General features: G+C 67.9%; 12 protein-coding genes (1 of these 12 running past the window's edge). 8 read left to right on the forward strand and 4 right to left on the reverse strand.

Annotated features, from left to right (window positions below):
- Positions 1-20 precede the first annotated feature (20 nt).
- The 6 genes from hisS (at position 21) to FHR21_RS04945 (ending at position 7,737) form a co-directional block, all read left to right on the forward strand.
- Complete coding sequence (gene hisS / locus FHR21_RS04920; protein WP_184095932.1) at positions 21-1,352, forward strand: histidine--tRNA ligase; 1,332 nt, start codon at positions 21-23, stop codon at positions 1,350-1,352.
- A 133-nt stretch (positions 1,353-1,485) separates the two neighbouring features.
- Positions 1,486-2,553 carry a peptide chain release factor 1 gene (prfA, locus tag FHR21_RS04925; protein WP_184096471.1) on the forward strand — a complete coding sequence of 356 codons (1,068 nt, stop codon included), beginning with the start codon at positions 1,486-1,488 and terminating at the stop codon, positions 2,551-2,553.
- A 47-nt stretch (positions 2,554-2,600) separates the two neighbouring features.
- Positions 2,601-3,422, forward strand: a complete 822-nt coding sequence (prmC, locus tag FHR21_RS04930) for a peptide chain release factor N(5)-glutamine methyltransferase (protein ID WP_184095934.1) — start codon at positions 2,601-2,603, stop codon at positions 3,420-3,422.
- Positions 3,423-3,687: 265 nt separating this feature from the next.
- On the forward strand, positions 3,688-4,482 hold the full coding sequence (locus tag FHR21_RS04935; protein WP_246427064.1) for a DUF4167 domain-containing protein: 795 nt from the start codon (positions 3,688-3,690) through the stop codon (positions 4,480-4,482).
- A 341-nt stretch (positions 4,483-4,823) separates the two neighbouring features.
- Positions 4,824-6,161: a DUF4139 domain-containing protein gene (locus tag FHR21_RS04940; protein ID WP_184096473.1), complete on the forward strand. Its 1,338-nt coding sequence runs from the start codon at positions 4,824-4,826 to the stop codon at positions 6,159-6,161.
- A 37-nt stretch (positions 6,162-6,198) separates the two neighbouring features.
- Positions 6,199-7,737 carry a DUF4139 domain-containing protein gene (locus FHR21_RS04945; protein WP_184096475.1) on the forward strand — a complete coding sequence of 513 codons (1,539 nt, stop codon included), beginning with the start codon at positions 6,199-6,201 and terminating at the stop codon, positions 7,735-7,737.
- Between the two features lie 151 nt (positions 7,738-7,888).
- On the opposite strand, the gene FHR21_RS04950 is transcribed toward FHR21_RS04945, so the two are convergent.
- Together FHR21_RS04950 and FHR21_RS04955 are read right to left on the reverse strand one after the other, a co-directional pair.
- Positions 7,889-8,284 carry an acyl-CoA thioesterase gene (locus FHR21_RS04950; protein ID WP_338113067.1) on the reverse strand — a complete coding sequence of 132 codons (396 nt, stop codon included), beginning with the start codon at positions 8,282-8,284 and terminating at the stop codon, positions 7,889-7,891.
- Positions 8,281-8,583, reverse strand: a complete 303-nt coding sequence (locus FHR21_RS04955; RefSeq protein WP_184095938.1) for a hypothetical protein — start codon at positions 8,581-8,583, stop codon at positions 8,281-8,283. The genes FHR21_RS04950 and FHR21_RS04955 overlap by 4 nt, the downstream gene beginning before the upstream one ends.
- A gap of 71 nt (positions 8,584-8,654) precedes the next feature.
- Between FHR21_RS04955 and FHR21_RS04960 the strand changes: the two genes are divergently transcribed.
- Entirely contained in the window at positions 8,655-8,984 is a 330-nt protein-coding gene (locus FHR21_RS04960) for a hypothetical protein (protein WP_184095940.1), read from the forward strand.
- Entirely contained in the window at positions 8,981-9,406 is a 426-nt protein-coding gene (locus tag FHR21_RS04965) for a CBS domain-containing protein (RefSeq protein ID WP_184095942.1), read from the forward strand. The genes FHR21_RS04960 and FHR21_RS04965 overlap by 4 nt, the downstream gene beginning before the upstream one ends.
- An 87-nt stretch (positions 9,407-9,493) precedes the next feature.
- Here FHR21_RS04965 and FHR21_RS04970 read toward each other — a convergent pair whose 3' ends face one another.
- On the reverse strand, positions 9,494-10,117 hold the full coding sequence (locus FHR21_RS04970; RefSeq protein ID WP_338113070.1) for a nucleoside deaminase: 624 nt from the start codon (positions 10,115-10,117) through the stop codon (positions 9,494-9,496).
- Positions 10,114-11,507: the 3' portion of a lipopolysaccharide biosynthesis protein gene (locus FHR21_RS04975; protein WP_184095944.1), read on the reverse strand. 118 nt of this gene lie beyond the right edge of the window; only the last 1,394 of its 1,512 coding nucleotides appear in the window; its start codon lies off the right edge, out of view; the stop codon is at positions 10,114-10,116. Before FHR21_RS04975 ends, FHR21_RS04970 begins: the two co-directional genes overlap by 4 nt.

The raw sequence follows: 11,507 nt of genomic DNA on the forward strand, positions 1-11,507 counted from the left end.
AGCCATTAGACGCCGCCGCCATGAGCAAGGACAAATCCGCGAAAATCCCGACGCCGCAGCCGGTGCGCGGCACCCAGGACATGCTCGGCGATTTCGCCGACCGCTTCGCGCACGTCGTCGAGACGTTCGAGCGGGTGCGGCGGCTGTACGGCTTCAAGCGGATCGAGGTGCCGGTGATCGAGCCGACCGCGGTGTTCGCCCGTTCGCTGGGCGAGACGACCGACGTGGTGTCGAAGGAAATGTATTCGTTCGAGGACCGCGGCGGCGAATCGATCACGCTGCGCCCCGAGTTCACCGCGGGGATCGCGCGCGCCTATGTCACCAACGGCTGGCAGCAGTTCGCGCCGCTGAAGGTCGCGACACACGGGCCGCTGTTCCGCTACGAACGGCCGCAGAAGGGGCGCTATCGCCAGTTCCATCAGCTCGATGCGGAAGTGATCGGGAGCGACAGCCCGCTCGCCGACGCCGAACTGCTGGTGTTCGCCGACCAGCTTCTGAAGGAGCTGGGGATCGCCGAGGGGGTGACGCTGACGCTCAACACGCTGGGCGATGCGGACAGCCGCGAGGCATGGCGCGCGGCGCTGGTCGCGCATTTCGAGGCGCATCGCGGGGACCTGTCCGAGGACAGCCTCGCGCGGCTCGACAAGAATCCGCTGCGCATATTGGACAGCAAGGACCCGCGCGACCGGCCGATCGCCGACAGCGCGCCCGACATCGATTCCTATCTGACCGGCGAGGCGCAGGATTTCTTTGGCGCGGTCACGGCCGCGCTCGACGCCGCGGGGGTCGCGTGGCAGCGCAACGCGCGGCTGGTGCGCGGGCTCGACTATTATCGCCACACCGCGTTCGAATTCGTCACCGACCGGCTGGGCGCGCAGGGCACGGTGCTGGGCGGCGGGCGCTACGATGGCCTGATCGAGGCGCTCGGCGGGCCGCCGACGGCGGCGGTCGGCTGGGCGGCGGGGATCGAGCGGCTGGCGATGCTGGTTCCAGATGCAAAAGAATCGCCTCTGCCCGAGATAGTCATACTGCCCCAGGACGAGGCTATGGAACGCCTATCGTCTCGCATCGCCAATATCTTACGCACTGCCGATAACGAAATCTCTACCGAGATTGCTTTGGCTGGAGCTTATCGGAAGCGATACGACAAAGTCAAAAATGCGGGTTATGCGCGAGCGATTAGTTTGGAACCCCATGAAGGGGCTGTGTGCATCGCGCGCATTCGAGATTTGAATGTCGAAGGTGTGAAGGATGTTCGGGATCGCGTTGAAGCTGCGTTGGGAAAGTTCTTCCTACTCGAAGAAATGGACCAAGGCTTCTCGCGCCCGTGGATTTTGCAAGAAAAGGTCTAATCCAAAACTCGTCACCCTGAACTTGTTTCAGGGTCCATGGCCGGACCTCGAAACAGGCGCTGCGTTGATCGACAGGGCTGGCCATGGATGCTGAAACAAGTTCAGCATGACGAATTGGAGCGGTAGTGGATTGATGGTCACCATCCCCGAAAAGCAGATCGACGCGATCATCGAGCGCCACGCCGCCTTGCAGGCGCGGATGGCGACGGGGGATATGGCGCCCGCCGATTTCGTCGCCGCGTCGAAGGAGTTCGCCGAGCTGGAGCCCGTCGCGGCGGCGGCGCGCGAGGTGGTGCGGCTGCGCGGCGAACGGACGGCGCTGACCGAGATGCTGGCCGATCCCGAGATGAAGGCGATGGCCGAGGAGGAGCTGGAGGCGGTCGCGGCGGCGCTGCCCGCGGCCGAACATGCGCTCGCGGTCGGGCTGCTGCCCAAGGACGTCGCCGACGAGCGCGCGGCGATGCTGGAAATCCGTGCCGGGACCGGCGGCGACGAAGCGGCGCTGTTCGCGGGCGACCTGCTGCGCATGTACAGCCGCTATGCCGACACGCAGGGGTGGAAGATCGAACTGATCTCGGCCAACGAGGCCGAGGTCGGCGGCTATAAGGAAGTCGTCGCGAGCGTGAAGGGGCAGGGCGTCTTCGCGAAGCTGAAGTTCGAGAGCGGCGTGCATCGGGTGCAGCGCGTCCCGGTCACCGAAAGCGGCGGGCGCATCCACACCAGCGCCGCGACCGTCGCGGTGCTGCCCGAGGCCGAGGAGGTCGACGTCGCGATCAACGACAATGAGCTGAAGATCGACATCTATCGCGCGAGCGGCGCGGGCGGGCAGCATGTCAACACGACCGACAGCGCGATCCGCATCACCCATATCCCCACCGGGCTGGTCGTCATCCAGCAGGACGAGCGCAGCCAGCACAAGAATCGCGCCAAGGCGATGCAGGTGCTGCGCTCGCGCCTGTTCGACCTCGAGCGCTCGAAGCGCCACGACGCCGAGGCGTCGGCGCGCAAGGCGATGGTCGGGTCGGGCGACCGGTCGGAACGCATCCGCACCTATAATTTCCCGCAGGGGCGCGTGACCGACCACCGCATCAACCTGACCCTCCACCGCCTGCCCGAAATTTTGGAGGGCGAGATGGGCGAACTGATCGACGCGCTGATCGCCGAGGACGAGGCGCAGCGACTGGCGGGGCTGGGTGAGTAATCGGTGAATAGAAAGCTGGAACCCGCTCGACACGAACGGAATTCGGCGTGGATGATGTAAAAACGGCAGTACGCGCCGCCGCCTCGCAGCTCGCCGGGGTGTCCGACACCCCGCGGCTCGATGCCGAATTGCTGATGGCCCACGCCTTGGGGGTCGAGCGCGACCGGTTGCTGCTCGATCCGTCGCGATTCGCGGTGCCGATGGAGTTCGACGCATTGGTCGCGCGACGCCTCGCCCACGAACCCGTCGCCTATATCGTCGGTTATCGCGATTTCTGGACGGTCCGGCTGCGCGTCGGACCCGGCGTGCTGATCCCGCGCCCCGACAGCGAGACGCTGATCGAGGCGGCGGTCGAACATTTCGCGGCGCGGGCGCCGCGCACTATCCTCGATCTCGGCACCGGGCCGGGGACGCTGCTGCTCGCCGCGCTCGCCGAATGGCCGGGGGCGAGCGGAATCGGCGTCGATGCGAGCGAGGACGCGCTCGGCTATGCGCGCGGCAATGCCGAGGCGCTGGGGATGGCCGGTCGCGCCCGCTTTCGCGCCGGGGATTGGGGCGCGGGGATCGACGGGCGGTTCGACCTGATCCTGTGCAACCCGCCCTATATCGGCGATACGGAAGAGCTGATGCCCGACGTCGCCGGGCACGAGCCGGCGGCGGCGCTGTTCGCGGGCCCCGACGGGCTGGACGCCTATCGCAGGATCGTCCCCGATCTGCCGCGCCTGCTGGCGCCCGGCGGGGCGGCGATCCTTGAAATCGGGGCGACACAGCCCATATCGGTGACGGCCCTGGCCCGCGCGGCGGGCTTTTCGGTCGATAGCCGCCGCGATCTCGGCGGGCACGACCGGGCGCTGATCCTCACCCGCTGAAACAAGAATTTTCTTGGTTTCGACGGGAAAGCGCGTTAGGGGGCGGCTACAGGCCCGATCGGGGTCCCTTGCGATGATGCGGCGCGACGTGGCGCATCGATTGGGTCCGGTGGTCCTGCTTCCCACTTACGGCGTTTGTGCGGATGGCCCGCATGGGCGGTGAAGGGCAAGAGCCTGCGGGGTACGCGGGATGCGACCGGCACAAGCTGCGCGGTCGGCCAAAAGGGGTTTGGCATAGCTTTTCGACAGGATGCTTCAGTTGAACATGAACAACCGGCAGAGCGGTCGCCGTCGCGGCCGCAACAACAACAGCAACAATAACCGGTCGCAGTCGGGCGGGCGCGGTGGCGTCGACCAGGCGAACCGGATCGACAGCCGGGCGCGCGGCAACGCGGTGCAGATGATCGAGAAATACAAGAATCTCGCGCGCGATGCCCAGCTTGCCGGCGACCGGGTCCAGACCGAATATTATCTGCAGTTCGCCGACCATTATTTCCGCGTCCACAGCGATTTCCGCGCCCGCCAGGAAGAGAAGGCGGCGCAGAGCGGTCAGGACCGCGGTCCCGACCGCCACCGCGAAGTGCGCGGGGTCGAGGATTTCGACGGTCAGGACGACAATGATTTCGAAAGCGAGCGCGGCGGCGGCGATCAGGATCGCGACGGCGAGCCGCAGCGTCCGGCGCGCGACGACCGCCGCGAGGATCGCGACGACGAGGATCGCGGCACCCGCCAGCGGCCCGAGCGCGCGCGCCGCAGCCGCGATACCGAGCGTGCCGACGCACCGCGCGCCGATGCGGCTCCGGCCGACGAAGCCGACGCCGCGCCGGCACCGCGCGCCGCGCGCCGCGGCCCGCGCCGTACGCGCCAGCAGGACGAGGCGGCGGATCAGGGCGGTATCGACAGCGCCGCGCTGCCCCCCGCGATCGGCCGCGCCGCTGCCGAGCCGGATGCCGAACCCAAGGCGGAGGCCTCGGCCGACGAGGCGGCGCCGGCCCCCAAGCCGCGCCGCACCCGCCGCACCCTCGCCCCGCGCGACACCGGGGTCGAAGCGGCCGAATAGGGTTTCGGTTCGGGCGACGGGGAACGAACACGCGACCCCTTTCGCACAAAATATGGGCTTTCTTCGCTTGTCACCCTGAACTTGTTTCAGGGTCCATGGCCCGCCCTCGAAGGAGGCACGGTGCCGGCCGCGAGAACCGGCCATGGATGCTGAAACAAGTTCAGCATGACGAAGAAAAGAGAGGGGTGGTCGCAGGCATCCTGACCCCGTTGATTTTGCACTCTGGTTTTCCGGCCGGACATGACATAGCCTCCCCCTCGGCTTCGACTTTTGGGGAGGCGTTCATGCGCAACATTGCCAGTATTTGCGGATCGGTCGCGCTGATCGTCGCGTTCGGGGCGATGCCCGCCGCGGCGCAGGAAGGCGTGCAGCCCAATGCGCAGGGCGATGTCGCGGTCACCATCTATAACAATGGCCAGTCGCTGGTGCAGGACGAGCGGCAGCTCGCGGTCAAGGCCGGGCGCAACCGCATCGAATTCCCCGACGTGTCGGCGCGCATCCGGCCCGAGACGGTGACGCTGTCGGGCGCGGGGCTTTCGATCGTCGAGCAGAATTTCGATTTCGACCTGCTGACCCCCGACAAGCTGATGGACAAGGCGGTCGGCCAGACCATCACCCTCGTCCGTACCAACCCCGCGACCGGTGCCGAAAAGATCGAGCGCGCGAAGGTGCTGGCCGCGAACGGCGGCATCGTCCTCCAGATCGGCGACCGCATCGAGGTGCTGCGCGACGACGGCCTGCCGGTGCGCGCGGTGTTCGACCGGCTGCCGCCCAACCTGCGTGCGCGCCCGACGCTGTCGGTCACGGTCGACGCGGCGCAGGCGGGGACGGTGCCGGCGCGCCTGTCCTATCTGACCCCCAATCTCGGCTGGACCGCCGACTATGTCGCGCTGTTCGACGCCGCCAAAGGGGCGATGGACATGCAGGGCTGGGTGACGCTGACCAACAATAGCGGTACGACTTTCGCCAATGCCCGCACGCTGCTGGTCGCGGGCGATCCGAACGGCGGGGGCGGCGGCTTCGGGCGGCTGGATGGCGCGATGGACAGCGCCGGGACCGAAAGCAATGACCGCGAGCGGCTCGGCGACTATTATCTCTATCCGCTGCCGCAGCGCACGACGATCGCCAATGCACAGCAGAAGCAGGTGAGCTTCCTCGACGTGAAGGGCGCGCCGGCAAAGTCGACCTATGAATATGTCAACCGCTGGCTGGGCAGCAGCACCGAACCGGTCAGCGCGGCGAGCGTGCTGCGCTTCACCACCTCGCGCGCGGGCGGGCTGGGCGACCAGCTCCCCGCCGGGACGATCCGCGTCTATATGCGCGACGCGCGCGGCGACCCGCAGTTCATCGGAGAGAATGCGATCGGCCACACGCCGATGGGCTCCGCCATGTCGCTGCGCACCGGCGACGCCTTCGACGTCAAGGTGCAGCCGACGGTCGTGTCGCGCACACGCAAGGGCCATTCGCGCTGGGTGACGAAGATGCGCTATACCGTCAGCAACGCGAAGCCCGAGCCGGTGACGGTCAGCCTCGCGCAGGACGGGCTGTGGGGCGATGTCCGCATCGAGGACGAGAGCCTGAAGGGCGAGCGCGTCTCCGCCGACCGCGTCGAGTGGCAGGTGCCGGTGCCCGCGAACGGCAAGGTCGATGTCACCGCCACCTTCGACACGCGTTACTGAGTCGCCCGGCGTGCGGGCGGTTCCGCTGCTGCTGGCGATGGCGGCGCTGCTGGCGCCGCTGACCGCGCCGGCGCAGGAGGCGCCGGCGGTCGTCGTCTCGTCCCGAATCGACGATGTCGCGGTCACCGTCTATCGCGCGCCGTCGCGCAGCAGCGGCGGGATCGACGCGAAATGGCCGCGCGGCTTCGCCTTCATCACCGAGACGCGCACGGTCACGCTGCCCGCGGGCGTGTCGGCGCTGCGCTTCGAGGGGGTGGCCGAAGGGCTGCTTCCCGAGACCGCCGTCGTCGGCGGCCTGCCCGACGGGGTGGTCGAGAAGAATCGCGACGCGCGCCTGCTCTCGCCCGCGGGGCTGGTCGACGCCTATCTGAAGCGCCGCGTGACGCTGCGCCGCACCGACCGCGCGACCGGCAAGGTGCGCGAGCAGGAGGCGGTGATCCAGGCCGGGCCGACCGGCGGGGTGATCGTCGAGACCGACGCGGGGTTCGAGGCGCTCGGCTGTTCCGGCCTGCCCGAGCGGATGCTCTATCCCGACGTGCCCAAGGATCTGTCGGCGAAGCCGACGCTGTCGGTGCTGGTCGAAAGTGCGGCGGCACGCACGGTCACGGTGCAGCTTCTCTATCTGGCCGAGGGGTTCGACTGGGCCGCGAACTATGTCGCCGATCGCGCCGCCGACGGGCGGACGATCGGGCTGACCGGCTGGATCACCGTCGCCAACGGCGGGGTGACCAGCTTCGCCGACGCGCAGCTCAACGTGATCGCCGGGCGGCTGAACAAGCTCTACAGCCCGCCGCTGCCGCGCGCGACGCCGGGGCCGCTGCATCTTCGTTGCTGGCCGATGGACACGACCAGCACCCATCCGCGCTGGGGCCTGCCGCCGGTCGAGCAGGGTTATGGCGGCATGGTGGCCGATGCCGCGGCCGAGAATATTGTCGTGACGGCGCAGCGGATGGCCGCCCCCATGGCGCCGCCGCCCCCCCCGCCCCCGCCGCCTCCGCCCGAGGATCTGGGCGACCTGAAATATTATCGCATCCCCTTTCGCGTCGACGTGGCGGCGAAGGGGCAGAAGCAGGTGGCCCTGCTCGCGAAGGACGCGGTCCCGGTCGAACAGCTCTATGCGGCGACGCTCAGCTATCCGGGCAATATGCGGCCGCGGCCGCTGACCTTGCGGCTGCGCGCGCAGAACGACGAATCGGGCGGGCTGGGAATCGCGCTGCCCGCCGGCATGGCGAGCGTGTTCGAAACCGTCGCGGGGCAGCGCCTGCTGGTCGGGGAAGCGAAGATCGGCGACAAGGCGAAAGGCGAGCGCGTCGATTATGACATCGGGTCGAGCCCCGCGGTGCAGGTTCGCGTCCGCATCCTTCCCGATTCGGATGCCAAGAACTATCGCCGGTGGGAGGTGATGCTGACCAACGCGCGGCCCTTCGACGCGGCGGTCGAGATGCTGATTCCCTTCGCGATCGACCCGGCGCCGCAGGACTGGGAGCGGCGCGGCGACGCCTGGGTGTGGCGCGTGACGGTGCCGGCGAACGACCGGATCGTGCAGGGGTTTCGCGAGAGGTTGAAGGGCGATTAGAGTTGCAGCGGAGGGGGTGCGGTCCCGGCCTGAAACGGGCGCCGCCATGACGCACCGCCACCCCCATCCAACTCCGCCTAGCCCGCGCGGCCAAGGCTCCGTATCCTTCCCCCATCGAGGGGGAAGGGGAATGATTCGACGCGAACGCGAATCACCCCGGCGGCAGCGGGCGGGGGCGGTGGTTTTCGTCGAGCGCGACGAAGGTGAACAGGCCCTCGGTCACCTTGACCTCGGTCTCGCCGCGGTCGCGGGTCGCGATCACCTCGACGCGGATGCCCATCGAGGTGCGGCCGCGCTTTTCGAGATGGGCGTAGACCGAGATGATGTCGCGCAGCAGAATCGGAGCGATGAACTCCATCGCCTCGATCGCGACGGTCGCGGTCGGCCCCTGCGCGACGCGCGCGGCGACGATGCCGCCGGCGATGTCCATCTGGCTGAGCACCCAGCCGCCGAAGATATGGCCGTTGCTGTTGATGTCGGCGGGCGCCGGGACGACGCGCAGGATCGGGTCGGGTCGCTGCGGCAGGTTGTGGACGCCCTCGGTCACGGGTTCAGGTCCGGGTCGTCCTTGAGCGGATCGTCGATCGCCTCGTCGTGGCCGCTGCCGCTCGACAGGAAGACGAGACCCATCAATGCCGCGCCGAGCAGCACCGACAGGCCGACCCCCGCCGCGGTCGCGATGATCATGTGGATGGTGAGCGCGTCGCCCATCGACCAGCGCAGATAGAGGAGCGCGACCGCCACCGCGACCAGCGAGACGATGGCCATCCCCCACATCAGTCGCCGGTACCGCGCCCAGGCGGTTCGCGCGGTGTCGTTGTCGTCGAGGGGGGAGCGCATGACCATGGACGCCTCCATGGACCAATCAAGGGGCAAGGCCAAGGGGAAAGGCCGGCGGGTGGTGACGCAGTTTGGATATGGAAGGGGCCATTCCCTGTCCCGTCACCCCGGATCAAGTTGGCGCTTATCGGTTTCGCATCCGCAATCCCGTCATTGCGAGCGAAGCGAAGCAATCCAGAGCGGTTTGCGCGCACTCTGGATTGCTTCGCTCCGCTCGCAATGACGAAGTAAGGAGGCTTGCGGATGCCAAGGGTAAAATTGCCGATCAAGTTCGGGGTGACGAAGAAGGCAAAAGCACACGCCTGCTTTCAAACCGCGTCATCACCCGCCGGCGGCGTTTCGGCCTGATCGCGAATCATGATAGGGTGGTGTGCAAAGGGAAAAGAGGAAGGGAGCGGCTTCTATGACGATCGCGGCGATATTGCATGGACGGACAGGCCCGGTGGTCTCGGCGCGGCCGACCGATACGGTCCGCGCGGTGATCGACCTTCTGGCGCAGCATCGCATCGGCGCGGTTCCGGTGGTCGAGGGCGATTCGGTCGTCGGCATATTCTCCGAGCGCGATTTCGTCCGGCTGATGTCCTCCTATGGTCCCGACGCGCTCGACCGGCAACTCGACGATGTGATGACGAAGACCCCCGTCGCCTGCGATTCGACCATGGCGGCCATCGGGGCGCTGTCGCTGATGACGCAAAAGCGAATTCGCCACCTGCCGGTGGTCGACGACGGGCGGATGGTCGGCTTCGTGTCGATCGGCGACCTCGTCAAATATCGCATCGACAAGATCGAGGCCGAAGCCGCCGCGATGCGCGATTATATTGCGTCGTGACGATTCGGGCCGCCCGGCGGTCCCCGTCGACTCACGGGGATTGCCGCGGGACGCGAATCGAAAGGATTTGGGACTTGCCGGCGGCCTTCACCGCTCCTTCGCCTGCTGTTTTCGCGCCCAGTCGGCGTAAAGCTCCGGCTCGCCCTGCGGGACGTGGCGGATATGCATCGCCTGTTCGGCGAAGGGTTTCGCGAGGTCCGCATAGATGGCGGCGGTCGACAGGCCGTAGGGCGCGCCGTCCTCGTTCGAATAGGCATAGGTGACCGCGCCGATCCCCGACAGCCGCATCGCCGCCATGCACATCGGGCAGGGATGGCCGCTCGCGAACACCGCGCAGCCGCTGAGGTCGGGCGAGCCGAGCGCACGGCTTGCGGCGCGTAGCGCGCCGAGTTCGGCGTGCGCGGTCGGGTCGCCGGTCGCGAGCATCTCGTTGACCCCGCTCGCGATCACCGCGCCGTCCTTGACGACGACGGCGCCGAAGGGGCGGCCGCCATGGTCGGCGTTGGCGCGTGCGAGGGCAATCGCTTCGGTGAGGAAATATTCGCTATCGTCCATCGTCGGGCCTTTCCATCTGTTTTGTCGCCGCAGCACCGCGGCGCGGGTCGCGCGCGTCGCGGCGATGTCTTTGAGCGGGTTGCGATCGAGCAGCACGAGGTCGGCGGCCTTGCCCGCCTCGACCGCGCCATAATGGTCGAGCGCCTGCCCCGTCACGTAGAGGATGCTTCGCGCCTCAGGACGAGTCGCATGACCTCCGAAATCGCTTCGCGCTCGAGCAGCCAGAGCAGCGCGCCATAGAGAAGGGCGCCGAGCGCGACGAGCAGCGCCAGGCGAATCGGCGCGGCGAGGCCGAGCGGCGCGAGCAATTCCTGGTCGGCGAGGCCGACGCCGACCGCCATGACCAGCGCCGGCGCGAGCCCGGGCAGCATCGCGCGCGCGATCTGCCACAGTGACAGGCCGAGTCGCGGTGCGGTCAGCCGGGCGGAGAGCAGAAGGAGGAGAGGGGCCGTGACCAGCCACGCCCAGGCGATGCCGATCAGCCCCCATTCGGCGCCGATCAGGAAGCCGGCCGGGAAGAGAATCGCGCCGCCCAGCGACGAGACCATGGTGATGAGCGGCCTGCCGAGCGCATTGTTCACCGGCGCGAAGAGAATCTGCACCGTCATGAAGATCAGCGCGAGCGACAGGATCTGGATATAGGGCACCATCCCCAGCCATTTGGCGCCGAACAGCGTCTCGACCATCGGCGCCGCGGTGACCGCGAGCCCGCAATAGAAGGGCGCCGCGACCAGCATCAGCAGCCGGACCGTCTTCAGGAAGCTCCAGCGCATCGCGGCGGGATCGTCCTTGATTCGCGAATAGGCGGGAAAGGCGACCTCGTTCAGCGGCGGCACGAACTTCGCCATGAAGATCTGCGCGAGGAACAGCGCCTCGGCGTAGAGGCCGAGCGCGTGCGGCTCGAATCGGCGGCCGGCGATGAAGACGTCGGATTGGGTCTGCACCAGCCAGAAGAGCTGGCTGAACAGCACCGCCGAGCCGAATCCGACGATCTGGCCGCAACCCTTGAAGTTGAAGCTCGGCCAGACGAGCAGGCGCGCGACGATCGTCAGGCCGATCGCGCGCGTCCAGAAGAGCGCGATCGGCGCATAGACGAGCGTCCATACGCCCAGCCCCGCGAGCGCGCATCCGAGCGCGGTGCCCGCGCCCGCCAGGGCCGCGACCAGATTGACGAGCGCCTGCCGCCGGAAATCGAGCGTCCGGCTCATCATCACCTCGGGGAGCGCGATGAAGGGCGTCGCGAGATAGATCAGCGCCTGCACGCGCAAGAGGTCGGCGACCATCGGCTGGCCGTAATAGGCGGCGGCGAGCGGGGCCCCGGCGAGTTGCAGCCCGGCGAGCAGGCCGTTGAGCAGCAGCAGCAGCCCGAACGCCTGCCGAATCCGGAATGGGTCGACCGAATCGGACTGGACGAGCGCACTCGCGAATCCCCAGCCGTTGAGGAAGGCGAGGAAGGACATGATGACCTGGGTCATCGCGAACAGGCCGTAATCGGCGGGATCGAGCAGGCGAATCACGACCAAGGTGACCGACCAGGTGACGAGCT

This window comes from Sphingopyxis panaciterrulae, from assembly GCF_014199295.1.
Taxonomy (GTDB): Bacteria; Pseudomonadota; Alphaproteobacteria; order Sphingomonadales; family Sphingomonadaceae; genus Sphingopyxis; species Sphingopyxis panaciterrulae.

What these genes read in the sequence shown, in the direction of transcription:
- hisS (WP_184095932.1), top strand. Translation starts at nt 21, where the DNA reads ATGAGCAAGGACAAATCCGCGAAAATCCCGACGCCGCAGCCGGTGCGC.
- prfA (WP_184096471.1), top strand. Translation starts at nt 1,486, where the DNA reads ATGGTCACCATCCCCGAAAAGCAGATCGACGCGATCATCGAGCGCCAC.
- FHR21_RS04935 (WP_246427064.1), top strand. Translation starts at nt 3,688, where the DNA reads ATGAACAACCGGCAGAGCGGTCGCCGTCGCGGCCGCAACAACAACAGC.
- FHR21_RS04940 (WP_184096473.1), top strand. Translation starts at nt 4,824, where the DNA reads ATGCCCGCCGCGGCGCAGGAAGGCGTGCAGCCCAATGCGCAGGGCGAT.
- FHR21_RS04945 (WP_184096475.1), top strand. Translation starts at nt 6,199, where the DNA reads ATGGCGGCGCTGCTGGCGCCGCTGACCGCGCCGGCGCAGGAGGCGCCG.
- FHR21_RS04955 (WP_184095938.1), bottom strand. Translation starts at nt 8,583, where the DNA reads ATGGTCATGCGCTCCCCCCTCGACGACAACGACACCGCGCGAACCGCC.
- FHR21_RS04960 (WP_184095940.1), top strand. Translation starts at nt 8,655, where the DNA reads ATGGAAGGGGCCATTCCCTGTCCCGTCACCCCGGATCAAGTTGGCGCT.
- FHR21_RS04965 (WP_184095942.1), top strand. Translation starts at nt 8,981, where the DNA reads ATGACGATCGCGGCGATATTGCATGGACGGACAGGCCCGGTGGTCTCG.